Annotated in this window: 24 protein-coding genes and 2 tRNA genes; 20 read left to right on the top strand and 6 right to left on the bottom strand. The window is 64.9% G+C overall.

From position 1 onward, the window contains the following. A partial coding sequence (locus HWX07_RS37120) for an FAD-binding protein (protein WP_347879201.1) occupies positions 1 to 185 on the bottom strand: 185 nt, incomplete at its 3' end. 107 nt (positions 186 to 292) lie between these two features. Between HWX07_RS37120 and HWX07_RS36205 the strand changes: the two genes are divergently transcribed. Next, positions 293 to 1,075, top strand: a complete 783-nt coding sequence (locus tag HWX07_RS36205) for an SDR family oxidoreductase (RefSeq protein WP_011545236.1) — start codon at positions 293 to 295, stop codon at positions 1,073 to 1,075. A gap of 32 nt (positions 1,076 to 1,107) precedes the next feature. Next, the gene (locus HWX07_RS36200) at positions 1,108 to 1,548 is read left to right on the top strand and encodes a thioesterase family protein (protein ID WP_077217823.1); all 441 of its coding nucleotides are present in this window, start codon (positions 1,108 to 1,110) and stop codon (positions 1,546 to 1,548) included. A gap of 120 nt (positions 1,549 to 1,668) precedes the next feature. Here the strand turns inward: HWX07_RS36200 and HWX07_RS36195 are convergent, their stop codons facing one another. Beyond that, on the bottom strand, positions 1,669 to 2,214 hold the full coding sequence (locus HWX07_RS36195) for a LuxR C-terminal-related transcriptional regulator (RefSeq protein WP_012328362.1): 546 nt from the start codon (positions 2,212 to 2,214) through the stop codon (positions 1,669 to 1,671). Positions 2,215 to 2,433: 219 nt separating this feature from the next. Between HWX07_RS36195 and HWX07_RS36190 the strand changes: the two genes are divergently transcribed. Together HWX07_RS36190 and HWX07_RS36185 are read left to right on the top strand one after the other, a co-directional pair. After that, positions 2,434 to 3,138 (top strand): CoA transferase subunit A, encoded by a 705-nt coding sequence (locus tag HWX07_RS36190; protein WP_175879446.1) that lies wholly within the window; start codon positions 2,434 to 2,436, stop codon positions 3,136 to 3,138. A 1-nt stretch (position 3,139) separates the two neighbouring features. Then, a complete protein-coding gene (locus HWX07_RS36185; protein ID WP_126361058.1) occupies positions 3,140 to 3,781 on the top strand; it encodes a CoA transferase subunit B in 642 nt (213 codons plus the stop codon). A 77-nt stretch (positions 3,782 to 3,858) separates the two neighbouring features. On the opposite strand, the gene HWX07_RS36180 is transcribed toward HWX07_RS36185, so the two are convergent. From HWX07_RS36180 to HWX07_RS36170, 3 genes are read right to left on the bottom strand one after another with little or no spacing between them, the layout of a single operon-like run. Continuing rightward, the gene (locus HWX07_RS36180; protein WP_175879445.1) at positions 3,859 to 4,572 is read right to left on the bottom strand and encodes an SDR family oxidoreductase; all 714 of its coding nucleotides are present in this window, start codon (positions 4,570 to 4,572) and stop codon (positions 3,859 to 3,861) included. Between the two features lie 49 nt (positions 4,573 to 4,621). Beyond that, a complete protein-coding gene (locus HWX07_RS36175; protein ID WP_175879444.1) occupies positions 4,622 to 5,632 on the bottom strand; it encodes a polysaccharide deacetylase family protein in 1,011 nt (336 codons plus the stop codon). 11 nt (positions 5,633 to 5,643) lie between these two features. Further along, entirely contained in the window at positions 5,644 to 6,201 is a 558-nt protein-coding gene (locus HWX07_RS36170; RefSeq protein WP_175879443.1) for an ester cyclase, read from the bottom strand. A gap of 134 nt (positions 6,202 to 6,335) precedes the next feature. On the opposite strand from HWX07_RS36170, the gene HWX07_RS36165 reads away from it, so the two are divergent. The 13 genes from HWX07_RS36165 (at position 6,336) to HWX07_RS36105 (ending at position 19,289) form a co-directional block, all read left to right on the top strand. After that, positions 6,336 to 7,244 (top strand): LysR family transcriptional regulator, encoded by a 909-nt coding sequence (locus HWX07_RS36165; protein WP_175879442.1) that lies wholly within the window; start codon positions 6,336 to 6,338, stop codon positions 7,242 to 7,244. A 124-nt stretch (positions 7,245 to 7,368) separates the two neighbouring features. After that, positions 7,369 to 8,265, top strand: coding sequence for an alpha/beta hydrolase (locus HWX07_RS36160; RefSeq protein ID WP_124478499.1), 897 nt, complete (start codon positions 7,369 to 7,371; stop codon positions 8,263 to 8,265). Between the two features lie 80 nt (positions 8,266 to 8,345). Further along, a complete protein-coding gene (locus HWX07_RS36155; RefSeq protein WP_175879441.1) occupies positions 8,346 to 8,699 on the top strand; it encodes a RidA family protein in 354 nt (117 codons plus the stop codon). A 39-nt stretch (positions 8,700 to 8,738) separates the two neighbouring features. After that, positions 8,739 to 10,976 carry a bifunctional (p)ppGpp synthetase/guanosine-3',5'-bis(diphosphate) 3'-pyrophosphohydrolase gene (locus HWX07_RS36150; RefSeq protein ID WP_175682718.1) on the top strand — a complete coding sequence of 746 codons (2,238 nt, stop codon included), beginning with the start codon at positions 8,739 to 8,741 and terminating at the stop codon, positions 10,974 to 10,976. 84 nt (positions 10,977 to 11,060) lie between these two features. After that, positions 11,061 to 11,137 (top strand) — tRNA-Val (locus tag HWX07_RS36145). A 271-nt stretch (positions 11,138 to 11,408) separates the two neighbouring features. Beyond that, complete coding sequence (gene thrS / locus HWX07_RS36140; RefSeq protein ID WP_175879440.1) at positions 11,409 to 13,316, top strand: threonine--tRNA ligase; 1,908 nt, start codon at positions 11,409 to 11,411, stop codon at positions 13,314 to 13,316. A gap of 49 nt (positions 13,317 to 13,365) precedes the next feature. Next, on the top strand, positions 13,366 to 13,890 hold the full coding sequence (gene infC / locus HWX07_RS36135) for a translation initiation factor IF-3 (RefSeq protein WP_071734130.1): 525 nt from the start codon (positions 13,366 to 13,368) through the stop codon (positions 13,888 to 13,890). A gap of 190 nt (positions 13,891 to 14,080) precedes the next feature. Beyond that, positions 14,081 to 14,278, top strand: a complete 198-nt coding sequence (gene rpmI / locus HWX07_RS36130; protein ID WP_004191477.1) for a 50S ribosomal protein L35 — start codon at positions 14,081 to 14,083, stop codon at positions 14,276 to 14,278. A 30-nt stretch (positions 14,279 to 14,308) separates the two neighbouring features. Continuing rightward, positions 14,309 to 14,668, top strand: a complete 360-nt coding sequence (gene rplT / locus HWX07_RS36125) for a 50S ribosomal protein L20 (protein WP_004192938.1) — start codon at positions 14,309 to 14,311, stop codon at positions 14,666 to 14,668. A gap of 148 nt (positions 14,669 to 14,816) precedes the next feature. Then, entirely contained in the window at positions 14,817 to 15,830 is a 1,014-nt protein-coding gene (gene pheS / locus HWX07_RS36120; RefSeq protein ID WP_006486107.1) for a phenylalanine--tRNA ligase subunit alpha, read from the top strand. A 99-nt stretch (positions 15,831 to 15,929) separates the two neighbouring features. Then, positions 15,930 to 18,359, top strand: coding sequence for a phenylalanine--tRNA ligase subunit beta (gene pheT, locus HWX07_RS36115; RefSeq protein ID WP_175879439.1), 2,430 nt, complete (start codon positions 15,930 to 15,932; stop codon positions 18,357 to 18,359). A gap of 72 nt (positions 18,360 to 18,431) precedes the next feature. Continuing rightward, a complete protein-coding gene (locus HWX07_RS36110) occupies positions 18,432 to 18,818 on the top strand; it encodes an integration host factor subunit alpha (RefSeq protein ID WP_006486093.1) in 387 nt (128 codons plus the stop codon). 57 nt (positions 18,819 to 18,875) lie between these two features. After that, positions 18,876 to 19,289, top strand: coding sequence for a MerR family transcriptional regulator (locus HWX07_RS36105; RefSeq protein WP_175879438.1), 414 nt, complete (start codon positions 18,876 to 18,878; stop codon positions 19,287 to 19,289). Positions 19,290 to 19,371: 82 nt separating this feature from the next. Here HWX07_RS36105 and HWX07_RS36100 read toward each other — a convergent pair whose 3' ends face one another. After that, entirely contained in the window at positions 19,372 to 21,582 is a 2,211-nt protein-coding gene (locus HWX07_RS36100) for a hypothetical protein (RefSeq protein ID WP_175879437.1), read from the bottom strand. 391 nt (positions 21,583 to 21,973) lie between these two features. On the opposite strand from HWX07_RS36100, the gene HWX07_RS36095 reads away from it, so the two are divergent. The 3 genes from HWX07_RS36095 (at position 21,974) to bamC (ending at position 24,245) form a co-directional block, all read left to right on the top strand. Further along, positions 21,974 to 22,687, top strand: a complete 714-nt coding sequence (locus tag HWX07_RS36095; RefSeq protein ID WP_175879436.1) for a methyltransferase domain-containing protein — start codon at positions 21,974 to 21,976, stop codon at positions 22,685 to 22,687. A 132-nt stretch (positions 22,688 to 22,819) separates the two neighbouring features. After that, a tRNA-Pro gene (locus HWX07_RS36090) sits at positions 22,820 to 22,896 on the top strand. A 140-nt stretch (positions 22,897 to 23,036) separates the two neighbouring features. Continuing rightward, positions 23,037 to 24,245, top strand: coding sequence for an outer membrane protein assembly factor BamC (gene bamC, locus HWX07_RS36085; RefSeq protein ID WP_175879435.1), 1,209 nt, complete (start codon positions 23,037 to 23,039; stop codon positions 24,243 to 24,245). The last annotated feature ends 455 nt before the right edge of the window (positions 24,246 to 24,700 follow it).

The raw sequence follows: 24,700 nt of genomic DNA, 5'->3' as shown, positions 1-24,700 counted from the left end.
TGCTTGAGCCGGATCGCGGCAGACAGCCCGGCCGGGCCGCCGCCGACGATCACGACGTCGTATTCCATCGATTCGCGCGGGCCGTATTGCTCGATGAGGCTTGCGGGGGTCATTGGCGTTCCTCTAACCGTTAGAATGCTTTTATTCGGGAGCGTATTGTCTGCGAAACGAAACGCTTGCCGCAACAACATGCGGGTAGATTAGCACGATCGTTCTATTTTTTGTGCTAGGGTAATGCCGCCCGGGCTGTGCTGCCCGGGCAGGCGCAACGATATCGAAAGGGGATGTGCAAATGGGTCGATCGATCAATCTGGAAGGCAAGGTTGCGCTGGTCACGGGCGCGTCGAGCGGCCTCGGGCAGCGTTTTGCGCAGGTGCTGTCACAAGCCGGCGCGAAGGTCGTGCTCGCGAGTCGCCGCGTCGAGCGCCTGAAGGAGCTGCGTGCGGAGATCGAGGCGGCGGGCGGTGCCGCGCACGTCGTGTCGCTCGACGTGACCGATGTCCAGAGCATCAAGGCGGCCGTCGCGCATGCGGAGACGGAAGCCGGCACGATCGACATCCTCGTGAACAATTCGGGTGTGTCGACGATGCAGAAGCTCGTCGACGTGACGCCGGCGGATTTCGAGTTCGTGTTCGATACGAACACCCGCGGCGCATTTTTCGTCGCGCAGGAAGTCGCGAAGCGGATGATCATGCGCGCGAACGGCGGCGGCAACGGCAAGCCGCCGTGCCGGATCATCAACATTGCGTCGGTGGCCGGGCTGCGCGTGTTCCCGCAAATCGGGCTGTACGCGATGAGCAAGGCCGCGGTCGTGCAGATGACGCGCGCGATGGCGCTGGAGTGGGGCCGTCACGGGATCAACGTGAACGCGATCTGCCCGGGCTATATCGATACCGAAATCAATCATTACCTGTGGGAAACCGAGCAGGGCCAGAAGCTGCAGTCGATGCTGCCGCGCCGGCGTGTCGGCAAGCCGCAGGATCTCGACGGGCTGTTGTTGCTGCTCGCGGCCGACGAGTCGCAGTTCATCAATGGCTCGATCATCTCCGCGGACGACGGCTTCGGCCTCGCCTGAGCGGATGACATTCAGCAACAAAGAAGACTGCAATGAGCGCAACAAGCGATTACTCCCCCGTTTTTGAGATGTCGATGCCGATTCGCTGGGGCGACATGGATGCGTTCGGCCATGTGAACAACACGGTCTATTTCCGCTACATGGAGCAGGCGCGGATCTCGTGGTTCGAGCAGCTCGGCATTGCCGGCGGCAACGGCGAGGGACAGGGGCCCGTCATCGTCACCGCGTCGATGGAATTCCTCAAGCAGCTGCACTATCCGGGCGACGTGATCGCGAGGATGTCGGCCGCGAAGCCCGGCCGAAGCAGTTTCGACACCGGGTTCGAGCTCACGCGCGCGGACGATCCGCTGCATGTCTACGCACGCGGCAACGCGCGCTGCGTGTGGGTCGACTACGCGCTCGGCAAGTCGGTGCCGCTGCCGCCCCTGCTGCGCGACACGATCGAGCGCGCGCTCGCGACGAAAGTCGGCTGAGCGCGCATATCGGCAGGCCGCGCGCACCGGGTCGCCGGTGGCGCGCCGAGCCTGTCGTTGCCGTCAATCGGCCGCCATGTGCGGCCGATCGTCATTCGAGCGCCTGCGTCCCATGCGCGTTCACTGCCCGAGCAGGCGCTGCAGCAGCTCCGGCGTATTGTTCGTCCCGTATTTGCGCATCAGCCGCGCGCGGTAGATGTCGACCGTGCGCGAGCTGATGTCGAGCACGCGCCCGATCTGCTTGCTGGTCTTGCCGGTCGCGAGCTGGGCGGCGATCTCGCGCTCGCGCGGGGTCAGCTCGACCGCGACGCGGCGCGTCGCGCTCAAATCCTCGAAGGTCCAGACGCCGGCCGCGAGCGGCGCGGTGCGGTCGAGCGCGCGGCCCGTCACGTGGCACCAGAACAGCTCGCCGTCCGCGCGCTTCATGATTCTGTCATCCGAGTAGACGCCGTTCGCGACCATCACGCGGGCGATGCGCTCGCCGATTCGCTGGAATTCGTCCGTCGACGGGTAGAGCACCGCGTACGATTTTCCGATCAGGTCGGCCCGCGCACAGCGGAAGATAGACGCGAGCGCGTCGTTGCAGTCCTCGATCACGCGGTCGCGCGACAGCACGAGGCCGAGCGGCGCGAGGTGGAAGGCGGTCTGGTAATCGAGATCGGGCATGGCGCAGGCAGGCGGAGGGAAATGCTTATGTATTTTTGCGTATTGTGCCGCATCCGCGCCGCATCGTACCCTTTCAGGCATCTCGCGGCGGTGTGTCGCGACATAAAAAAGCGTGCCTCGACGCAGGCATCGCCGCGCATGCATAGAATGGTGCGGCGGGCTTGCGCCACGTGGCGCGTGAACCGGTTTTGCTGGTTTCCATAGAGGAAGGGACAACTGATGAACAAAGTCTATCCAAGCGCGGCTGCCGCGCTGGAGGGGATCGTCCGCGACGGACAGACCTTCGCGGTGGGCGGTTTCGGCCTGTGCGGCATCCCCGAGGCACTGATCGCGGCGTTGCGCGATTCGGGCGTCAAGGGCATCACCTGCATCAGCAACAACGCGGGCGTCGACGGTTTCGGCCTCGGCCTGCTGCTGGAAACGCGCCAGATCAAGAAGATGATCTCGTCGTACGTCGGCGAGAACAAGGAGTTCGAGCGCCAGTACCTGGCCGGCGAACTCGAGCTCGAATTCACGCCGCAGGGCACGCTCGCCGAAAAGCTGCGCGCGGGCGGCGCGGGCATCCCCGCGTTTTTCACGAATACCGGCTACGGCACCGTGATCGCGGAAGGCAAGGAAACGCGCCAGTTCGGCGATCGCCACTACGTGCTCGAGCAGTCGCTGACGGCCGACGTCGCGCTCGTCAAGGCGTGGAAGGCCGACAAGTCCGGCAACCTGATCTATCGCCGCACCGCGCGCAACTTCAACCCGATGTGCGCGATGGCCGGCAAGATCACCGTGGTGGAGGTCGAGGAGATCGTCGAGAACGGCGCGCTCGATCCGGACCAGGTTCATACGCCGGGGATCTTCGTGCAGCGCATCGTGCTGAACGCGACGCCGGAAAAACGCATCGAACAACGCGTCGTACGCGCGAAAGGAGACTGACATGGCCTGGAATCGTGACCAGATGGCCGCGCGCGCGGCGAAGGAACTGCAGGACGGCTTCTACGTGAACCTCGGCATCGGCCTGCCGACGCTCGTCGCGAACCACGTGCCGGAAGGCGTCGAGGTGTGGCTGCAGTCGGAGAACGGCCTGCTCGGCATCGGCCCGTCGCCGACCGAAGATGAAGTCGACGCCGATCTGATCAACGCCGGCAAGCAGACCGTCACGACGCTGCCCGGTTCATCGATCTTCTCGTCGGCCGATTCGTTCGCGATGATTCGCGGCGGCCACATCAACCTGGCGATCCTTGGCGCGATGCAGGTCAGCAAGCAGGGCGACCTCGCGAACTGGATGATTCCCGGCAAGATGATCAAGGGGATGGGCGGCGCGATGGACCTCGTCGCGGGGGTGGGGCGTGTCGTCGTGCTGATGGAGCATGTCGCGAAGGGCGACCAGCACAAGATTCTCGAAGAATGCAACCTGCCACTCACGGGCGTCGGCGTGGTCGACCTGATCATCACCGATCTCGGCGTGATCGAAGTGACGCCGTCCGGTTTGAAGGTGCTCGAACTGGCCGACGGCGTGAGCGTCGACGAGATCCAGGCGAAGACGGGCGCACCGCTCGACGTCAGCGCCGTGGCCTGAGCACGATCCTGGTGCGTGATCCTCGACGCCCCGCGTTCCCGACGGAACGCGGGGCGTTTTGTCATCACGCGCACGCGTCACGCAATCGCGCCGCCGCCATCGATCAGGACCGTCGAGCCGGTTGCATAAGGCGTGGCCGCCAGATACAGGATCGCATTCGCGACATCCTCCGGCTGGCCGACCCTGCGCGCCGGAAGCCGATGGGCGGCGCCCGCGTACATCGCGTCGCGTGCGTCGGGCGCCAGCTTGTCCCATAGCGGCGTCGCGATCAGGCCGGGCGATACGGTATTCACGCGAACCGGCGCCAGCTCGAGCGCCAGCCCGCGGGCGAGCGCCTCGAGCGCCGCGTTGATCGCGCCTTGCAGGACCGACGACGCGCTCGGCCGCACGCTCAGGTAGCCCGACACGAACGTCAGCGAGCCGTCGGGCGCGATATCGATCGCGCGGGCGACGCGGTACGCGCCCCAGAACTTGCTGTCCATTGCTGCCTGTGCGTCGGCGAGCGGGAGCGCACGGACCGGGCCCGTCGCCGTCTTCGCGGCCGAAATCACGACGTGGTCGAACTGGCCGGCGCGCGCGCAGAACGCATCGACGTCCGCCGTATCGGTGATGTCGAGCGCTTCCGTCCGCACCTGCGCGCCCGGTATGGCGTCGATGTCGAACCGGCCCGGATCGCGCGACGCGATCGTCACATGCGCGCCACGCCGCGCGAATGCGGTCGCGGTAGCGGCGCCGATGCCGGAGCTTCCTCCGACGACGAGTATGTTCTTTCCGTGGAGCGGATCGTCCATGAAAGTCTCTCCTGGGGGATGAGTTGAATGGGCGTTGAACGGAATCCGGTCAGATCGTTTCGGTCTCGCGCAGCGTCGACGGGCTGTGCAGCGCGAAGCGCGCAATGTCGTCCTTGCGCATGAAAACGACTCCCGGGTGTGATCGAGCGTAGTTCAGGAAGATGTCCCACGCGCGGACCATCTGCGGCGTGCCGCTGATCCGGTCGTGCGCACTGATCGACATCAGTCTGCGCCGCTGCCCGGCTTCCGCATACAGCTGGTCGAAATCGAGCTTGATCTGCTCGACGAACATCGTCGGCGAGTAGTTGCGGCCTTCGATCAGCAGGATGTCGTTGTTGCGCAGCGTGTACGGGACCACCGCGAAATCGCGATCGTTGACGGTCTCGATGAACGGTTCGTCGCGGCTGACGTCGTCGATGTGATACGCGTAGCCGAGCTCCTGCAGCAGCGACAACGTATGCGGCCCGCGACGCAGCCAGTTGCAGTTGTAGCCGGTCGGGCGCTGGCCGGTCACCGCTTCGACCATGTCGCGCGCTTCGGTCAGGAAGCGGCGCTCGTCGTCGCGGCTCATCGCGAATTGCGCGCGCCACGTCGGGCCGTGCGCGGCGGCTTCGTGGCCGCGCGACACGATCTCGCGCGCCAATTCGGGGTGCCGGTGCGCGGCTTCCCCGATCATGTGCGACGTCACTTTCACGCCGTGCCGGTCCCACAGATCGAGCAGGCGCGGAATGCCTTCCCGGTAGCCATACGCGAACCAGGTGGCCGAGGCGAGATCGACCGGCACCGACGGCGGAAACGCGACGGCCGGAAACGGGCTGTCCGCGCCGGTGGGCGGCTGACCGCCTGCCTCGAACTGCATCGAGATCGAGATCACGAGCCGTGCGCCGTCCGGCCAGAACGGCGTGGCGCCCGGCGCCGCGGGCGCCGGCGTCGGCGCGGCGGTGGCGGGCACGGACGTGCCCGCGGCCAGCGCGACGCCGGCCGCGAGCCCGGCGCCGGCCTGGGCCAGGAACGTGCGGCGCGGCAGAGGCGTCGCGGAAGTATCGTTACTGTTAGTCATCGTCGCCTCCGTCAGCCGACGAGCCCGAGCTGGCGCATCAGCGTCAGGTTGTCCTCGATGTGCCAGTTTTCCGCGATCCTGCCGTGGTCGATCCGATAGATATCGGTCGCGATGAAGTCGATCGCCTGTCCGCGCCCGGCCGTTCCGTTGAACGTACCGGTGAAATGCCCGCGGAAATGCAGGTGCACGACGACCCGGTCGCCCGCGACGATCATCTGTTCGATGTCGCAGCGCAGGTCCGGGATCGCGCCACGCACCGTGCCGGACGCCGCGAGCGGTCCCGCTACGCCTTGTTCGCGGCCGGGCGGCAGCGTGCGATCGATGAAGTCGGCGGCGAGCGCGGCGCGGGCGAGCGCGGGGTCGCCCGTATTCCAGAAGCTGCCGTAGCGGCGCGCGGCCAGAATCTGCGCGCGGACCTGCGCAGCCGGCAAGCCTGCCGCGACGGTCAGCGTGTGCGGCTCGACAAGGTCGGCGGCATGGGCGGCGGCGGGCCAGAGCGCCACGACGCAAGCGGCTGCCGCGAAAGCGTGCGCGACGGGGCGGGTGGCCGAACGAAGGCGGATCGACATGGTTTAGGAGGTCCTGTGAAAGCGTCAGGCGACGACGCGGAACAGATATGGTAGGTTTCCGTTCTGCATGCAAATACGGGCAAAAAGCAAATGGATTCTTCGAAAAAAGGAAAGATCGGGGCGAGGCGGGCGCCATGACGCTGATCGACGATTTTCCGGCGCTCGCGACCTTCGCACGGATCGTGTCGGCCGGCAGCCTGTCGGCGGCCGCGCGCGAGCTCGACCTGTCGTTGTCCGTCGTCAGCAAGCGGCTCGCGCATCTCGAGTCGCGGCTCGGCGTGCGCCTGCTGCACCGGACGACGCGGCAGCAAACGCTCACCGACGACGGCGCGCAGTTTCATGCGCAGGTGCTGCGCATCCTGGCCGAAGTCGAGCATGCGGAAACGCTGATGCGCGACCGCCGCGGCACGGTCAGCGGCGTGCTGCGCGTGACGGCGCCCGGCGAACTCGGCCGCCTGCGCATCGCGCCGCTCGTTGCGGCATTTCAGCAGCGACATCCGCAACTGACCGTGCAGTTGATGCTGACCGATGCGGTCGTCGATCTGCTCGCAGCCGACCTCGACGTCGCCGTGCGGATCGGCAATCTGGCCGATTCGACGATGATCGCGCGCGAGCTGGCGCCGAATCATCGCGTGCTGTGCGCGTCGCCGGGCTATCTCGCGGCGCACGGCTCGCCGGCCCATCCGACCGAGCTGCGTGCGCATCGATGCATCGTGATGGGCGACCAGCCGCGTGCCGAATGGCGGTTCGATGGCGCGCAAGGCGGCGTGGCGGTCGAGGTGACGGCCGCGCTGCTGACGAACGATGGCGGCGCGGCGCGCACGCTGGCGCTCGAAGGCGCGGGCATTGCGTTGAAGTCGATCTGGGACGTCGGCGCCGATCTCGACGCCGGCCGGCTCGTGCGCGTGCTGCCGGCCTTCGAGGCATCCGCCGCGCCGTTACATGCCGTTTACCCCGGCGCTCGCCATGTGCCGTTGCGGGTGCGGACGTTCGTCGATTTCCTGCGCGAGCAGTTGCGGGACGCGTGGCGCCGCCACGATTGAACCCGTCCCGGGTGGTGGGCCTGGGCGCGTGGCGCCCCGTCGTTCCGAAGCGGTTTACAATCGTTTGCATCGGGCGCCGCAAGCGTTGTCCCGCGCGTCGCCCCCGTTCGACAGGATGCCAACGATGCCAACGACCCCAGCGAATTCCCCGGTTCCCCGCCAGCGGCGCGTTCAGTGTGCAAGCGCGGCCGGCCTTCACCACGTCGCCTATACCGAGTGGGGCGATCCCGCGAATCCGCGCGTGCTCGTCTGCGTGCACGGCCTGACCCGCTCCGGGCGCGATTTCGACCGGCTTGCCGCCGCGCTGTCCGATACGTATCGCGTCGTCTGCCCCGATGTCGTCGGGCGCGGCCAATCGGACCGGCTGGCCGATCCGCGGCACTATGCGATTCCGCAGTACGTGGCCGACATGGTGACGCTGATCGCACGGCTCGACGTTGAATCGGTCGACTGGTTCGGTACGTCGATGGGCGGCCTGATCGGCATGGCGCTCGCCGGCCTGCCCGGTTCGCCGCTGCGCCGGATGATCGTCAACGACGTCGGCCCGCGCATCGAGCCCGATTCGTTGACGCGCATCGGCGAATACCTCGGCGTGCAGCCGCGCTTTGCGACCGAGCAGGAGGGGATCGACTACCTGACGTCGCTGTCGCTGCCGTTCGGTGCGCTGAGTGCCGACGAGTGGCGCGAGATCAACGGGCCGCTGCTGCACGAACTGCCCGAAGGCGGCTGGACGATGCGCTACGACCCGCGTATCGCCGAGCCGTTCAAGGCGACGACGCCCGAACTGGCCGCGCTCGGCGAGGCCGCGCTGTGGCGCGCGATCGAGACGACGGACGCGACGCTGCTCGTCGTGCGCGGCGAGACGTCCGACCTGCTGTCGCGCGAGACGGCGGCCGAAATGGTCCGTCGCGGCCGGCACGTGACGCAGGTCGAGATTCCGGGGGCGGGCCATGCGCCGGCCTTCGTCAGCGCCGACCAGATTGCGCTCGCACGACGGTTTTTCGTCGAAGGCGACGCATAAACGCGTCATAATATGCGGTTCGGCGGCACGCGGGCCGTGCCACCGCCCGATTCCTTACCCATCACGACCGGAACATTTTCATGGCAGTCACTCGTCACCACGTCGGGGCCCGTCTCTCCGAAACCGCGATCCACAACGGTACCGTGTATCTGGCCGGCCAGATCGCCGAAGACACCACGCAGGACATCCGCGGCCAGACGCGCGAAGTGCTCGGCCACATCGACCGCCTGCTCGCCGAAGCGAACAGCGACAAGGCGCATCTGCTGTCGGTGCAGATCTACCTCTCGGATCTCGCGAACTTCGAAGGCATGAATGCGGAGTGGGACGCATGGGTCGCACCGGGCAACACGCCGCCGCGCGCCACCGTCGAGGCGAAGCTCGCCGATCCGGCGCTGCTCGTCGAGATCGTGGTCGTCGCCGCGCAGCGGAGCTGAGCGTTATCCGACGATGACCGTATTCCGGCAGGCCGTGCAATGACCGAATCCGTTTCCGCCTCTCCCGTCGCGGCACCGTCGTTCGACGACGTGCTTGCGTTCGTGCGCGAGCGGGCCGGCGACGCGCGCCTGTCGTCCGGCGAGCTGCTCGCCGATCACTCGGCGGGCACGGCGGCGATCATGCGCACGCTGAACGTCGATCCGCACGCGATGCAGGCCGCCGCGCTGTTCGTGCTGACGCCGCACCTGAGCGACCCCGAGCGCGAGCTGACCGAGCGTTTCGGCGACGAAGTCGCGCGGCTCGTGTCCGACGTGCGCAAGCTGTTGCGGCTCGGCACCGTCAGCCTGCGCGCCGCGCAGAACGCCGCGAAGCCCGACTCCGGGCGCGACGCGGCGGAAGAGCGGCGCACGCAGATCGAGGCGCTGCGCAAGATGCTGCTCGCCTTCGCGCAGGACATCCGCGTGGTGCTGATCCGGCTCGCGTCGCGATTGCAGTCGCTGCGCTACTACGCGGCCGCGAAGCTCGATCCGCCGCCCGACGTCGCGCGCGAGACGCTCGAGATCTATGCGCCGCTCGCGAACCGTCTCGGTATCTGGCAACTGAAGTGGGAACTCGAGGATCTCGCGTTCCGCTTCGAGGATCCCGTCACCTACAAGCGGATCGCGAAGCTGCTCGACGAGAAGCGCATCGAACGCGAGGCGTACGTCACGCAGGCGATCGCGCGGCTGCAGCACGAGCTCGCGCAAGCGCACATCCAGGCCGACGTGAGCGGCCGGCCGAAGCATATCTACAGCATCTGGCGCAAGATGCGCGGCAAGGAGCTCGACTTCTCCGAGCTGTACGACGTGCGCGCGTTTCGCGTGATCGTGCCCGACATCAAGGATTGCTACGCGGTGCTGGGCATCGTGCATCACCTGTGGCAGCCGGTGCCGAAGGAATTCGACGACTACATCTCGCGGCCGAAGCCGAACGGCTACAAGTCGCTGCATACGGTCGTGATCGGCGACGACGGCCGTGCGTTCGAAGTGCAGATCCGCACGCAGGAGATGCATCGTTTCGCCGAGTATGGCGTCGCCGCGCACTGGCGCTACAAGGAGGCCGGCGCGCGCGGCTACGGCGGCCAGTTCTCCGCGAGCGACAAGTACGACGAGAAGATCGCGTGGCTGCGCCAGTTGCTCGCGTGGAAGGACGACGTCGAGGACGGCACCGAAGTGTCGGGCGACCAGGCGTGGGCGCAATTGCGCGAGACGTCGCTCGATGACGACCACATCTACGTGCTGACGCCGCAGGCGCGCGTGATCGCGCTGCCGCAGGGCGCGACGCCGGTCGATTTCGCGTATCACCTGCACAGCGAGCTCGGCCATCGCTGCCGTGGCGCGCGCGTCGACGGCGTGATGGTGCCGCTGAACACGTCGCTCGCGAATGGCCAGACGGTCGAGATCGTCGCGGTGAAGGAGGGCGGCCCGTCGCGCGACTGGCTGAACCTGCAGCTCGGTTACCTGAAGAGCTCGCGCGCGCGGCAGAAGGTGCGTGCGTGGTTCAACTCAATCGAGCAGGAAGAAAACGTCGCGCACGGCCGCGCGCTCGTCGAAAAGACGCTGCAGCGCGAGGGCAAGACGTCGGTCAACCTGGACAACCTCGCCGCGAAGCTCGGCTTCAAGTCACCCGAGGAGTTGTTCTCGGTCGTCGGCAAGGAAGAGTTCAGCCTGCGCAACGTCGAGCACGCGCTGTCCGATGCGCCGCCGCCGGAGCCGGCGCCCGAGGCGCCGGCCGATTTCGAGAAGCGCAGCAGCGGCGCGAGCGTCGCGCACGGCGCGTCGACCGGCGTGCTGGTGGTGGGCGTCGACGCGCTGCTGACGCAGCTGGCGCGCTGCTGCCGTCCGGCGCCGCCCGATCCGATCAGCGGTTTCGTCACGCGAGGCAAGGGGATGTCGATCCACCGCACCGATTGTCCGACGTTTCGCCGGATGGTCGAGCGCGCGCCGGAGCGCGTGCTGCAGACGACCTGGTCGGCCGACGTGCTGGGCGGGCGCGGCGCATCCGTCTATCCGGTTGACCTGATGATCGAGGCGAGCGACCGGCAAGGGCTGCTGCGCGATATCTCCGAAGTGTTCGCGCGGGAAAAGATCAATGTCGTGGGCGTGAAGACGCAAAGCCGCCGCAATGCGGCATTCATGCAGTTCACGGTCGAGGTATCGAATTCGGCGCAGGTGCAGCGCGCGTGCACGCTGCTCGGCGAGGTGCAGGGCGTCGTGCGGGCAGGCCGGAAATCCTGATGGGGTTGGATCCGCGTTGTTTTGCTGCGATCGCATAAAACACTTGCCAAGCTGGTGGCCACTCCATATAATCTTAGCTTCTCTAGGCTCGTAGCTCAGTTGGTTAGAGCACCACCTTGACATGGTGGGGGTCGTTGGTTCGAATCCAATCGAGCCTACCAACGAATTGAGAATGCCCGGTCTTCGGGTGTTCGATGCAGTACACAACTCAACGCGAACAAGGCGAATACGGTTATGACACCGCGAACGTTGACCGAAACCATTTCGGAGCGACGCTAGTCGAGGAACGTTTTCGCCCTTTCAGTTTGAGTGAAGTATCGAATGCGGCCCCTCGAAAGCGGGGCCGCATTTTTTTTGTCGCGAAATTTTCATGCGTGAGTTCGATCTCGCGTACCTGGTCTGCCGCCCACTGTCGGCATCACGGAGATTGCTATGGTTTCGATACGCTTGCCTGACGGCTCAGTTCGACAATACGAGCATCCGGTGACAGTTGCCGAGGTTGCGGCCTCGATCGGTCCCGGCCTTGCGAAGGCTGCGCTTGGTGGCAAGCTCGATGGCGAGCTCGTTGATACGTCGACGGTGATCGACCGCGACGCGTCGCTCGCGATCGTCACGGACAAGGATGCCGACGGCCTCGACATCATCCGGCACTCGACCGCTCACTTGCTCGCGTATGCGGTGAAGGAGCTGTATCCGGACGCGCAGGTGACGATCGGCCCGGTGATCGACAACGGTTTCTATTACGACTTCTCGTACAACCGCCCGTTTACGCCGGAAGATCTCGAAAAGATCGAAAAGCGTATGCAGGAGCTCGCGAAGAAGGACGAGCCGGTCACGCGCCGTGTCGTGTCGCGCGACGAGGCGGCCGGTTACTTCCGCAGTATCGGCGAGAAGTACAAGGCCGAGATCATCGAATCGATTCCGCAAAGCGACGAAATCAAGCTGTACTCGCACGGCGGCTTCACCGATCTGTGCCGCGGCCCGCACGTGCCGTCCACCGGCAAGCTGAAGGTCTTCAAGCTGATGAAGGTCGCGGGCGCGTACTGGCGCGGCGATTCGAAGAACGAGCAGCTGCAGCGTATCTACGGCACGGCCTGGACGAAGAAGGAAGACCAGGATCAGTACCTGCACATGCTCGAGGAAGCGGAGAAGCGCGACCACCGCAAGCTGGGCAAGCAGCTCGACCTGTTCCACATGCAGGAAGAGTCGCCGGGCATGGTGTTCTGGCATCCGAAGGGCTGGGCGCTGTGGCAGCAGGTCGAGCAGTACATGCGCCGCCGCGTCAACGAAGCCGGTTATCTCGAGATCAAGACGCCGATGATCATGGACCGCTCGCTGTGGGAAGCGTCGGGCCACTGGCAGAACTATCGCGAGAACATGTTCACGACGGAGTCGGAGAAGCGCGACTACGCGATCAAGCCGATGAACTGCCCGGGCCACGTCCAGGTGTTCAAGCACGGCCTGCGCTCGTATCGCGACCTGCCGCTGCGTTACGCGGAATTCGGCTCGTGCCACCGCAACGAGGCGTCGGGCGCGCTGCACGGCCTGATGCGGGTGCGCGGCTTCGTGCAGGACGATGCGCACATCTTCTGTACGGAAGACCAGATCATTGCCGAGTCGATCGCGTTCAACAAGCTCGCGATGAGCGTGTACGGCGATTTCGGTTTCGAACACATCGACATCAAGCTGTCGCTGCGCCCGGAGCAGCGCATGGGTTCGGACGAAACCTGGGATCGTGCGGAGCAAGGGTTGCGCGAAGCGCTGACGGCCTGCGGCCTCACGTGGGAAGAGTTGCCGGGTGAAGGCGCGTTCTACGGCCCGAAGATCGAGTACCACATCAAGGATGCGCTCGGCCGTTCGTGGCAGTGCGGCACGCTGCAACTCGACATGATGCTGCCGGAGCGCCTGGGTGCTGAGTACGTCGCGGAGGACAACAGCCGCCGCCGGCCGGTGATGCTGCACCGCGCGATCGTCGGTTCGATGGAGCGATTCCTTGGCATTTTGATCGAGCACCATGCTGGTGCAATGCCGGTTTGGCTCGCGCCGTACCAGGCAATTGTGCTCAATATCGCCGAAAGTCAGGCCGAATATGCGCAGTCTCTGACCCAAACGTTGCAAAAACAAGGGGTTAGAGTGGCGGCCGATTTGCGCAACGAGAAGATTAGCTATAAAATACGCGAGCACACGCTGGAAAAGGTGCCTTATCTCCTCGTCGTGGGCGATAAGGAGCGTGATGCGCAAACGGTAGCCGTGCGTGCCCGTGGCGGCGTCGATCTTGGCGTAATGCCGGTCGAAGCCTTCGTTGAGCGTCTGCAGGAAGACCTGCGCTCGTTCAAGTAACCGCCCTGGCAGCGCGGCTCGTTTTTTTAATTTTTAGAGGAAACGTAACATCGCTACTGATAAGTCGTCGCACCGCATCAACGGTGAAATCACTGCGCCGGAAGTGCGCCTGGTCGGGATCGAGAACGAACCGCTCGGTATCGTAAAACTCGCTGACGCTTTCCGTAAATCGGAAGAACTGGATGTTGACCTGGTGGAGATCGCGCCGCAAGCGGTGCCGCCGGTTTGCCGTCTGATGGATTACGGCAAGTTCAAGTACCAGGAATCGAAGAAGCAGCACGAAGCGAAGCTGAAGCAGAAGGTTATCCAGGTCAAGGAAGTCAAGTTCCGTCCGGGTACCGATGACGGGGATTACAACGTCAAGCTCCGCAATCTCGTGCGCTTCCTCGAAGAGGGCGACAAGACGAAGATCACGTTGCGTTTCCGCGGCCGTGAAATGGCTCACCAGGAAATCGGTATGCGGATGCTCGAGCGTCTGCGCACGGATCTCGAGGAAGTCGGCCAGGTCGAGCAGATGCCGAAGATGGAAGGGCGCCAGATGATCATGGTGCTCTCGCCGAAGAAAAAGAAGTAACGGGCCCGCGCGCATCGCGCGCAGGTTCGACAGTGGTTCGGCGCGTTGCCCGGTCAGGGCGGCGCGCCAACAATGACGGCGGCTGCGCAAGCGGTTCGCCGTACACAAGTGGACTGGGTTTCGAAGGGCGGGTCAAGGGCGCAAGCCAACCGCACACCCATCGCCATCTAATAAACTGGAGTTGTTCGTCATGCCTAAGATGAAGACCAAGAAGAGCGCTGCAAAGCGCTTCGTGGTGCGTCCGGGCGGTACCGTCAAGCGCGGTCAAGCCTTCAAGCGTCACATCCTGACCAAGAAAACCACGAAGAACAAGCGCCATCTGCGCGGCGCAACGGCAGTTCATGATTCCGATCTGAACTCCGTCCGCGCGATGCTCCCGTTCGCGTAACCCCTCAACTGATACTCCAAGGAGAGAAACATGCCTCGAGTCAAACGTGGGGTAACCGCACGGGCCCGCCACAAGAAGATCATCAACCTGGCCAAGGGTTATCGCGGCCGCCGCAATAACGTCTACCGCATCGCCAAGCAGGCGGTGATGCGCGCTGGTCAGTACGCGTACCGCGATCGCCGCAACAAGAAGCGTGTGTTCCGCGCACTGTGGATCACGCGTATCAACGCGGCAGTTCGCCAGCACGACATGACCTACAGCGTGTTCATCAACGGCCTGAAGAAGGCGTCGATCGAACTCGACCGTAAGGTGCTGGCCGACATGGCGGTGTTCGACAAGGCTGCTTTTGCTGCGATCGTCAAGCAGGTGAAAGCCGCCGTTGCAGCCTAATTGCGAAATTAGCACTGCGTGGTTAGTTGCAGCGAGGTTCCGGTAGTCTCGGCCGCTGCAGCGAAAACGGGGCTCTTCCGAGCCCCTTTTTTGTTTGGTGGGCCATTTCGCTCGCCAAGACCGAATGACGTTGGAAATGATGGGATCTATGGATCTGGACCAGATTGTCGCCGACGCGCAGCAGTCCTTCGAACAGGCTGCCGACATCACCACGCTCGAAAACGAGAAAGCCCGATTTCTCGGTAAATCGGGTGCGCTGACCGAGTTGCTGAAGGGCCTCGGCAAGCTCGATCCCGAAGCACGCAAGACCGAAGGCGCACGCATCAACGTTGCGAAGCAGCAGGTTGAAGCCGCGCTCACCGCCCGTCGCCAGGCACTGGCCGACGCGCTGCTGAATCAGCGCCTCACCGCCGAAGCGATCGACGTGACGTTGCCGGGCCGCGGCGCCGGTGCAGGCAGCCTGCACCCGGTGATGCGCACGTGGGAGCGTGTCGAACAGATTTTCGGCTCGATCGGTTTCGACGTGGCCGACGGCCCCGAAATCGAGACCGACTGGTACAACTTCACGTCGCTGAACAGCCCGGAGAACCATCCGGCGCGTTCGATGCAGGACACCTTCTACGTCGAAGGCAAGGACGCCGACGGCCGCCAGCTGCTGCTGCGCACGCACACGAGCCCGATGCAGGTGCGTTACGCGCGCATGAACCGTCCGCCGATCAAGGTGATCGCGCCGGGCCGCACGTATCGCGTCGACAGCGATGCGACCCACTCGCCGATGTTCAATCAGGTCGAGGGACTGTGGATCGACGAAAACATCAGCTTTGCCGACCTCAAGGGCGTCTATACCGACTTCCTGAAAAAATTCTTCGAGCGCGACGACATCCTCGTGCGCTTCCGTCCGTCGTATTTCCCGTTCACGGAACCGTCGGCCGAGATCGACATGATGTTCGAGCAAGGCAAGAACGCCGGCAAGTGGCTCGAGATTTCCGGCTCGGGGCAGGTGCATCCGACCGTGATCCGCAACATGGGCCTCGACCCTGAGCGTTACATCGGTTTCGCGTTCGGCAGCGGCCTCGAGCGCCTGACGATGCTGCGCTACGGCGTCCAGGATCTGCGGCTGTTCTTCGAGAACGACCTGCGTTTCCTGCGCCAGTTCGCATAACGCCGCTCGCCGCGCCGACCTGTGCCCGCGCACGCCCCCGATGGACGTTTCCGATGGGGCCGCGGGCGTCGATCTAACCTGTTTCGAACGTAGACATCCATGCAATTCCCTGAATCCTGGTTGAGAACCTTTGTCGACCCGCAGCTGACGACCGACGAGCTGTCGCACGCGCTGACGATGGCGGGGCTCGAAGTCGAATCGCTGAGCAAGGCTGCGCCGCCGACGTCGAAGATCGTCGTGGGCCGCGTGCTCGAAGTCGTCAAGCATCCGGATGCGGACAAGCTCAATGTCTGCCAGGTCGACGCCGGCACCGGCGCGACGCTGAACATCGTCTGCGGCGCGCCGAACGTGGCGCCCGGCATCAAGGTGCCGGTCGCGCTGGTGGGCGCGGAACTGCCGCCGGCGGAAGAGGGCGGCAAGCCGTTCGCGATCAAGCTGTCGAAGCTGCGCGGCGTGGAGAGCCAGGGGATGCTGTGCTCGGCGCGCGAGCTGAAGTTGTCCGAGGATCACAGCGGGCTGTTGATCCTGCCGGAAGACACGCCGGTCGGCCAGGACATCCGCGAGACCCTCAATCTCGACGACACGATCTTCGAAATCAAGCTGACGCCTAACAAGGCCGACTGCCTGTCGGTGTTCGGCATCGCGCGCGAGACGGCCGCGATCACCGGCGCACCACTGACGCCGGTCGACATCCGCCCGGTGAGCGTCGAGCTCGACGAAACGCTGCCGGTGCGCATTGCCGCGCCCGATCTGTGCGGCCGCTTCTCGGGTCGCGTGATCCGCGGCGTGAACGCGCATGCGAAGACGCCGCAGTGGATGGTCGAGCGCCTCGAGCGCTCGGGCCAGCGCAGCGTGTCCGCGCTCGTCGACATCTCCAACTACGTGATGTTCGAACTGGGCCGCCCGTCGCACGTGTTCGATCTCGACAAGATCCACGGCGGCATCGAAGTGCGCTGGGGCAAGCGCGGCGAATCGCTGAAGCTGCTCAACGGCAACACGGTGGAACTCGACGAAACGGTCGGCGTGATCGCGGACGACCGTCAGGTCGAAAGCCTGGCCGGCATCATGGGCGGCGACAGCACGGCTGTCACGCTCGATACGACCAACATCTACCTGGAAGCCGCGTTCTGGTGGCCGGACAGCATCCGCGGTCGCGCGCGCAAGTACAACTTCTCGACCGATGCGGCCCATCGCTTCGAGCGCGGCGTCGATTACGCGACGACCGTCGAGCACGTCGAGCGCATCACGCAGCTGATCCTCGAGATCTGCGGCGGCAAGGCCGGCCCGGTCGACGATCAGGCGGTGAATCTGCCGCAGCGCGCGCCGGTGAAGATGCGCGTGTCGCGCGCGAACCGCATCATCGGCGTGAAGATCGACGCCGACGAGATCGCGGACATCTTCACGCGCCTCGGCCTGCCGTTCGAGCGTGAGGACGACGCGTTCCTCGTCACGCCGCCGTCGCACCGCTTCGACATCGAGATCGAGGAAGACCTGATCGAGGAAGTGGCGCGTATCTACGGTTTCGAGAAGATCCCGGCGCGGCCGCCGGTCGCGACGAGCGAAATGCGTGCGACCCACGAGACGCGGCGTTCGATCCACGACATCCGTCACGCGCTCGCCGCGCGCGACTATGCGGAAACCGTCAACTTCAGCTTCGTTGATGCGGAGTGGGAGCACGATTTCGCGGGCAACGACAACCCGATCCGCCTGCTGAACCCGATCGCGAGTCAGCTTTCGGTGATGCGCACGACGCTGTTCGGCAGCCTGATCGCCGTGCTGCGCCACAACCTGAACCGCCGCGCCGATCGCGTGCGCGTGTTCGAATCGGGGCGCGTGTTCGTCGCCGATCCGTCGGTGAAGGCCGGCGAACTGGCGGTCGAAGGTCATGCGCAACCGAAACGCGTCGGCGCGCTGGCGTACGGTCCGGCATTCGACGAGCAGTGGGGCATCACGACCCGCGCGGTCGATTTCTTCGACGTGAAGGGCGATCTCGAAGCGCTGCTCGCGCCGGCGGTTGCGCGTTTCGTGAAGGCCGAGCATCCGGCCCTTCATCCGGGGCGCAGCGCACGGATCGAAGTCGATGGCCGCGCGGTCGGCTGGATCGGCGAGTTGCATCCGCGCCTGATGCAGAAATACGAGCTGCCGCAGCCGCCGGTGATGTTCGAAATCGACGCGGATGCGCTGATTGCCCGGACGCTGCCCGCGCCGACCGACGTGTCGAAATTCCCGCCGGTCCGTCGTGATATCGCCGTTGTCGTCGATCAGGCGGTCGAAGTTCAGACACTTTTCGACGAAATGAAGAAGGCGCTTGCCGAAGAGGCCTGCCGATTCGTTCAGAAGGTTGTACTCTTCGACGAATTTCGTGCAAAATCAAATACTTCCGGTGGTCTTGCCGCGAACGAGAAGAGCCTTGCCTTCCGCGTGACGCTGCAGGACGCGGCTGGCACGCTGCAGGACGAGGTCGTCGATCAGGCGATTCACACGCTGGTCGAGCGGATGGCTCGTGCCGGTGCGCGCCTGCGCGGCTAAGGAGAGGGCCCGCCCGTTCGCGGGCGGCTTTTTTCCATCGTAAGTTTTGATTCAACGCGCTGTATGGCAGATATGAACGACATGACCTCGAGTGAATTCGAAGCCCTCCTGACGGCGCAACGCAGCGCGATGAACCGCGACGCGTCGGCGCCGGCGTCCACCGAGACGCCGACGCTGACGAAGGCGGAACTGGCGGAGCTGCTGTTCGACAGCGTCGGGCTGAACAAGCGTGAAGCGAAGGACATGGTCGAGGCGTTTTTCGAAGTGATCCGCGACGCGCTCGAAAACGGCGAAAGCGTCAAGCTGTCGGGGTTCGGCAATTTCCAGCTGCGCGACAAGCCGCAGCGTCCGGGCCGCAATCCGAAGACGGGCGAGGCGATTCCGATCGCGGCCCGCCGGGTGGTAACCTTCCACGCGAGCCAGAAGCTGAAGGCGCTGGTCGAAAACGGCGCGGAGTAATACGCGCGCCCACGCTCCGCGCGGCCGCCGCGCCCCCTTACCGACGGTTAACCGACGATGACCACCACGGTTGAGAAAGTCGTCTTGCCTCCGATTCCCGCGAAGCGCTACTTCACGATCGGCGAAGTCAGCGAACTATGCGGGGTCAAACCACATGTGCTGCGTTACTGGGAACAGGAATTCACTCAGCTGCGGCCGGTGAAGCGGCGCGGCAACCGGCGGTATTACCAGCATCACGAAGTGCTGCTGATCCGGCGGATTCGCGAGTTGCTGTACGAGCAGGGCTTCACGATCAATGGCGCGCGCAATCGGCTCGATTCGCCAGGTAGCGAGCGGGGCGCGGCGGAGCCGGTCGAATCCGGCGCGCAGGCCGTCGATGCGCGCGGGGCGGTCAGGCCGGGCGCAAACGTCGACGTCATCGCGTTGCGGCAGGCGTTGCTGGACGTGCTCGACGGACTGAAACACGACTGAGCGTACGGCGCGCAGAATGCATTGGAAAGCCCGGTTGGCGACCTGCCACCGGGCTTTTTTTCATGCGGGTCGCGCAGGGGGATCAGCGCGACGCCAGCGGATTCTTGCGCCCCATGTCGACGACCAGCGTGCCGTCCGGCAGCATCCGCACCGAGCCCTGCGCGACCTGGCTGCGATACCCGTACAGGTCGAACCGCATCGGGCCGGCTTCGGCCGAATTCCGGATCAGCGCGCGCACGTTCAGTTCGAGCACGTTGAACATCTTCATGTCGCCGCCTTCCATCCACATGTAGCTCGGTGCATCGATCTGCGGCCGCTTCGGCGCGGGCGCGCCCGCCGCGCGCCGGAACGTGAGCCGCAATCCGTCGGGCTCGACGGTCGCCTGGGCGAGTTTGCCGTTCAGCACGGGCGGCGGGAACACGGTGTACTGGTCGAGCACGAGCGTGTCGCCGCGCAGTTCCGCGCCACGCCGCTGCAACGGCGTCAGCGACGCGAGCTCGATACCGAGCGAGCGCAGCAGCGTCGCCTGCGGGATGCCGAGCACCGACACCTGAGACGGCTTGAAGGCGAGGTGCCGGTCGTCGAGCACCGTCAGCGAGCCCTTCATGTCGGTCGGCAACCAGACACCCGGTACGTGATTCCACAGCTTGATGCCGCCCTGGACGCGCAGGTTCTGGCCGTCCGCGCTCAATTGCAGGTCGTTCAGCGAACGCGGCGAATAGTCGAGCAGGTAGCTGTTGAAGAGCGCCGACATCGCCTTCCACGACTCGACGACCGTGCCGCCGAGAATGCGGATGTCGTACTGGTTCGGGTCGTCGAGATCGACGGGTTCGCCCGGGCGCTTCGACACGAGTTCCACGTCGAGATCCTCGACATGAAAGCCGATATCGCCGGACAGGTTGAAGTCGACGTTGCGCAGATGGATCGTCGGATTGCGGTTCGACACATGCCGCTCGTTGAACAGCGTCGTCGACGTGCGCCGCATCGCGACCTTCTGCATGCCGGGCCGCATCGCGTCGGCCCCGAGCGCGTACGCTTCCCAGTGCTGACGCACGTCGCGCAGCGCATTCTGCTGCGCGGCGAGGAAGCTGTCGTTCAGGCGCGCGGCCGCGTTGCCGAGCAGTGCGCCGCTGGCCGGCCCTGCATACGACGGCATCCGGATCGCCATCGCGCCGCTTTCGTCGAAGTTGAAGTAGCCGGCCGACACTTGGTCGCGATAGTGATACAGGTCGAACACGAACGTCTGGTCGCGCTTCGACGTGTCGAGCGGACCGATCAGGATGTCCGCGTTCATCGGCATCGAGCGCATGAACTTCACGTCGCCACCGCGGATGTACATCGCTTGCTGCGGTGCGTTCGCGGGCATCGCGAAGCCGGCACGCGAGCCGTCGTCGAGCTTCAGGTCGAGGCCCGCCGGCGTCACGCGCACGGCGGTGATCGTCAGTTTCAGACGCGGCGGCGGCATGAGTTTGTCGACCGCCATCACGAGATCGTCGCCGGCGAGTTGCGCGATCGGGGTCTGCACCTTCAGCAGGTCGGCCATTTTCACGTTGGCCGCGCGCATCACCGGCTGTGCGTTGATGCCCGACACGCGCACGCCGGTCGGGTGGAACACGAGCTGGCTGCCGTCGCGGATCGCGAGCGTGCCGGTCAGCGAGAACGGTACCCAGCCGTCGCGCTGCATCTCGCCTTGCAGATGGATCACGCCGTCGCCGGCCGACACCGCGAGCTTGCGCAGCGGCGCATTGCGATAGCCGAAGATGTAGGTGTTGAAGAGGGCGGTCAGCTTCGCGTTGTCGAGCGTGACCGTGCCTTCGTGCACGTCGATCTCGAAGCTCGTCGGATCGTCGAAGACGATCGGCGCGCCGGCCTGGGTCGGCACGAGCGTGGCCGACAGCTGATGGATGAAGAAGCCGAGGTTGTTGACGATGCGGAAATCGACGTCGCGCAGGAACGTCATCGCGCCGTTCTGGCCCGAGTCGCGCAGCGTGAACGGGCGCGGCTGCGTGAGGCTGATCGATGCGAGCGACGGCACGGTGCGTGCGATCTGCTGCTCGCGCGCGAGCAACTCGGCCTTGGTGCGCTCGATCTTCGTCGATGCGGCGGATGGGTTGCTGTCGCGCTGCGCGGCCGATTCCGCGCAGCCTGCGCAGAGCAGTGCGAGCGCCAGCGCGCCGCAGCCGAACACGCGGGATGTCGTGTGCGACCACGGGGCTAACGTGCGTCGCAGGCCGGACAACCAGTCGAAAATTGCCAAAGGCGAGCGATGGCCGCGTCGGACCGTATTCCGCATCGTCTGTCTCCATGTCTTGTCTTGATCGACGGCGGCGCGCGCCACTGCACGCGCGAACGTCGATGCCATGCAGTGTGTCATAGCGCGCTAGAGCGGCGTTACCAAACAACGGACGCTCCGGCGCGCTGCGCCGGCGGACTGCCGGACAATGGATTCGCGGTCGACGAGCTGCTGAATCAAACGGTCGTTTGGTTTGTCCGGGCCGTCGTTCGGCGTGTTTCGAAGCGACCCTGAAAATCCGCGGCCGGCCTTGGCCGGCGCGGGTTTCACCGGATGCCGAAGCGCCGCGGCCCCGGGCATCGACGGATACGATCGGCGGTAGCGGCGAGGTAAGATCGGCATCAGTGGCGGATTCGACATCACAACACGGCAGCCATCACGGGGAAGCGCCATGGACCTGAAGGAAGTCGACGTACTCGGTGCGGGGGTGGGCGATCACTGGTACTACGCGTCGAAGGCGAGCGCGATTCGCCGGTTCCTCGGCGCATCGGGCGCGAACCGGATACTCGACGTCGGGGCGGGCTCCGGTTTTTTCTCGAAGCATCTGCTCGAGCGTACGCAGGCGACGGAAGCATGGTGCGTCGATACGAGCTATGCCGACGACAGCGACGGCGAGGCGGCCGGCAAGCCGATCCACTTTCGGCGCTCCGTCGATCGCTTCGATGCCGATCTCGTGTTGCTGATGGACGTGCTCGAACATGTCGACGACGACGTCGGACTGCTGACGCAGTACGTGAAGGGCGCGCCCTCGGGCAGCCGGTTCCTGATCACGGTTCCCGCGTTCCAGTTCCTGTGGAGCGGCCACGACGATTTCCTCGAGCACAAGCGCAGGTATACGCTTGGCGGCCTCGAGAACGTGGTCCGGCGTGCGGGGCTCGACGTGGAGCACGGCGCCTATTATTTCGGCCTCACGTTTCCGCTCGCGGCCGCATTGCGCCTCGGCGAGCGGGCGCGTTCGCATCTGCGCGCGCCCGAGTCGCAATTGCGCCGCCATCATCCGTTCGTCAACGGCTTGCTCAAGACGATTTGTCGTATCGAACTTCCGATGTTCCGCTTCAACCGCGTCGCCGGCTTGACGGTCATCTGCGTCGCGCGCAAGCGATGAACGGCGGCGCGGGATCGGTGCGGCGGGTTGCTTGCATTGGTGGCGTCACGCCAAAAAATTTCACGAGAACATTCACAAAATGCATGCGGCCCGTTCTAAACCGGGAAACTGTCTGTTATAATTTTTTTCTTTCGGGGCGTAGCGCAGCCTGGTAGCGTACCTGCATGGGGTGCAGGTGGTCGGAGGTTCAAATCCTCTCGCCCCGACCAGACAAGAACCCGCGTCAGCTCAGGCTGGCGCGGGTTTTTTCTTGGCCGTCGCTTTTTTGCACATCGCAGCGCGGCCCCGGTAAAATGCAAGGTTGATCCACGGAAAGCGCCGTGATTTAGCGGAAGAGGATTCCCCGAACATGACTGATCTTCGTCTTACCATGCGGTTCGCTGCAGTGCTCGCCACCGGCGCGCTCATCGCCGGTTGCGGTACGTCGTCGCCCACGAAAGTGGACTACAAGAGCGATTCGAAATCGAAGGAAGCGTCGCTCGCAGTGCCGCCCAACATGCTCGACGAGACGGCCGATCAGCGTTCGCTGCCGCCCCAGGGCGGCGCGACTTCCCTGTCCGCGCTCCAGCAGGTCCAGCAGGCCGCGCCTGCGCTGGACACCGTCGCGCCGGCCGTGGCCGGCATGCATATCCAGCGCGACGGCACCGAAAGCTGGCTCGTGATCGACGGCAAGCAGCCCGCCGCGATCTGGCCGCAGGTGCGCCGTTTCTGGCAGGAGCAGGGCTTCCTGCTCGTCGTCGACCAGCGCGACAAGGGCGTGATGGAAACCGACTGGAACGAAACCCATCCGCAGATTAACGATGGCCTGATCCGCAGCGTGATCTCGAAGGCGATGGGCAATTCGTACGTGACGGCCGAGCGCAACAAGTACCGCACGCGTCTCGATTCGGCGCCGAATGGCGGCACCTACGTGTTCATCAGCCAGAAGGGCATGCGCGAGGCGATCACCGGTGCGAACAACGATTCGAGCAAGTGGGAACCGAAGCCGAACGATCCGGCGCTCGAGACGGAATACCTGAAGCGGCTGATGGCCGTGCTCGCGCAGAATGAGCAGCGCGCGAAGAACGGCGAGCCGCCGATCGCGAACATCAAGGACAACGCGGTACCGAAGGACAAGAAGGCCGATGGCGACGCGTCGTCGAAGGCTGCCGCAGCGATCGCTGCCCAGAACGTCTCGCGCACGTCGGCGCAAGGCAGCGACGCGGCTGAAGCGGCCGTGCCGTCCGAAGTCACGCTCGGCGAACCGTACGACCGGTCGTGGCTGCACGTCGGTCTCGCGCTCGATCGCGCGAACTTCACGGTTGACGATCGCGATCGCTCGAAGGGTCTGTACTTCGTGCGCTACGTCGATCCGAAGGATCTGAGCGCGGCCGAGCAGGGCTTCTGGAGCCAACTGTTCCACGGCAAGAAGGAAAAGCAGGCGAAGCAGTATCGCGTCAACGTGAAGGCGCTCACGGCCGATCAGACGCGTGTCGCGGTCGTCGACGATGCGGGCGCGATCGATACGTCGTCGCCGGCTCGCCAGATCATGGGGTTGCTCGTGAATCAGCTCCGCTGATTCCGGCGTTTCCCGCCCCCTTGAAAAGCCCGCCATCCGGCGGGCTTTTTTCATGGTCGCTCGCCGGCGGATGTACATGTTCGGCGGGTCCGGTCCCTTCCCGTGACGTTACGTAACATCCGAGCGTTACGACGACAGAACACGTGTCACATTGTCGCCGATCTAAAAAAATGTCCTTATAAATCAACGGAATGCTTGGCGTTCAATGGCTGGCACGCAACCTGCTTTATAGGTTGGAATCGTTAGAACAGGGAGGATGGTGTCAGAGGCCGGGAATGCGCCGCGAGCGCCTGAACAACGGCATCGACACCCTCACATGCCGACGCGCCGAGCGTCGGCGCCACAGATGACGATCCGCGCCAGCGTGTCACGGGGCGGCGCTATGGAGCCAATGCGGGGTCGGCATAAGGGCGCCACTTGAGGGGCGGCACATAGGCGCCAGTCCAAGGGCGGCG

Source organism: Burkholderia sp. BCC0097 (assembly GCF_902832985.1).
In the GTDB taxonomy this organism is placed as follows: domain Bacteria; phylum Pseudomonadota; class Gammaproteobacteria; order Burkholderiales; family Burkholderiaceae; genus Burkholderia; species Burkholderia orbicola.
This window is presented reverse-complemented; position numbering and strand designations above follow the sequence as displayed.

Coding starts and splice junctions, on each gene's coding strand:
- HWX07_RS36205 (WP_011545236.1), top strand. CDS start 293: ATGGGTCGATCGATCAATCTGGAAGGCAAGGTTGCGCTGGTCACGGGC.
- HWX07_RS36200 (WP_077217823.1), top strand. CDS start 1,108: ATGAGCGCAACAAGCGATTACTCCCCCGTTTTTGAGATGTCGATGCCG.
- HWX07_RS36195 (WP_012328362.1), bottom strand. CDS start 2,214: ATGCCCGATCTCGATTACCAGACCGCCTTCCACCTCGCGCCGCTCGGC.
- HWX07_RS36190 (WP_175879446.1), top strand. CDS start 2,434: ATGAACAAAGTCTATCCAAGCGCGGCTGCCGCGCTGGAGGGGATCGTC.
- HWX07_RS36185 (WP_126361058.1), top strand. CDS start 3,140: ATGGCCTGGAATCGTGACCAGATGGCCGCGCGCGCGGCGAAGGAACTG.
- HWX07_RS36180 (WP_175879445.1), bottom strand. CDS start 4,572: ATGGACGATCCGCTCCACGGAAAGAACATACTCGTCGTCGGAGGAAGC.
- HWX07_RS36175 (WP_175879444.1), bottom strand. CDS start 5,632: ATGACTAACAGTAACGATACTTCCGCGACGCCTCTGCCGCGCCGCACG.
- HWX07_RS36170 (WP_175879443.1), bottom strand. CDS start 6,201: ATGTCGATCCGCCTTCGTTCGGCCACCCGCCCCGTCGCGCACGCTTTC.
- HWX07_RS36165 (WP_175879442.1), top strand. CDS start 6,336: ATGACGCTGATCGACGATTTTCCGGCGCTCGCGACCTTCGCACGGATC.
- HWX07_RS36160 (WP_124478499.1), top strand. CDS start 7,369: ATGCCAACGACCCCAGCGAATTCCCCGGTTCCCCGCCAGCGGCGCGTT.
- HWX07_RS36155 (WP_175879441.1), top strand. CDS start 8,346: ATGGCAGTCACTCGTCACCACGTCGGGGCCCGTCTCTCCGAAACCGCG.
- HWX07_RS36150 (WP_175682718.1), top strand. CDS start 8,739: ATGACCGAATCCGTTTCCGCCTCTCCCGTCGCGGCACCGTCGTTCGAC.
- thrS (WP_175879440.1), top strand. CDS start 11,409: ATGGTTTCGATACGCTTGCCTGACGGCTCAGTTCGACAATACGAGCAT.
- rpmI (WP_004191477.1), top strand. CDS start 14,081: ATGCCTAAGATGAAGACCAAGAAGAGCGCTGCAAAGCGCTTCGTGGTG.
- rplT (WP_004192938.1), top strand. CDS start 14,309: ATGCCTCGAGTCAAACGTGGGGTAACCGCACGGGCCCGCCACAAGAAG.
- pheS (WP_006486107.1), top strand. CDS start 14,817: ATGGATCTGGACCAGATTGTCGCCGACGCGCAGCAGTCCTTCGAACAG.
- pheT (WP_175879439.1), top strand. CDS start 15,930: ATGCAATTCCCTGAATCCTGGTTGAGAACCTTTGTCGACCCGCAGCTG.
- HWX07_RS36110 (WP_006486093.1), top strand. CDS start 18,432: ATGAACGACATGACCTCGAGTGAATTCGAAGCCCTCCTGACGGCGCAA.
- HWX07_RS36105 (WP_175879438.1), top strand. CDS start 18,876: ATGACCACCACGGTTGAGAAAGTCGTCTTGCCTCCGATTCCCGCGAAG.
- HWX07_RS36100 (WP_175879437.1), bottom strand. CDS start 21,582: ATGCGGAATACGGTCCGACGCGGCCATCGCTCGCCTTTGGCAATTTTC.
- HWX07_RS36095 (WP_175879436.1), top strand. CDS start 21,974: ATGGACCTGAAGGAAGTCGACGTACTCGGTGCGGGGGTGGGCGATCAC.
- bamC (WP_175879435.1), top strand. CDS start 23,037: ATGACTGATCTTCGTCTTACCATGCGGTTCGCTGCAGTGCTCGCCACC.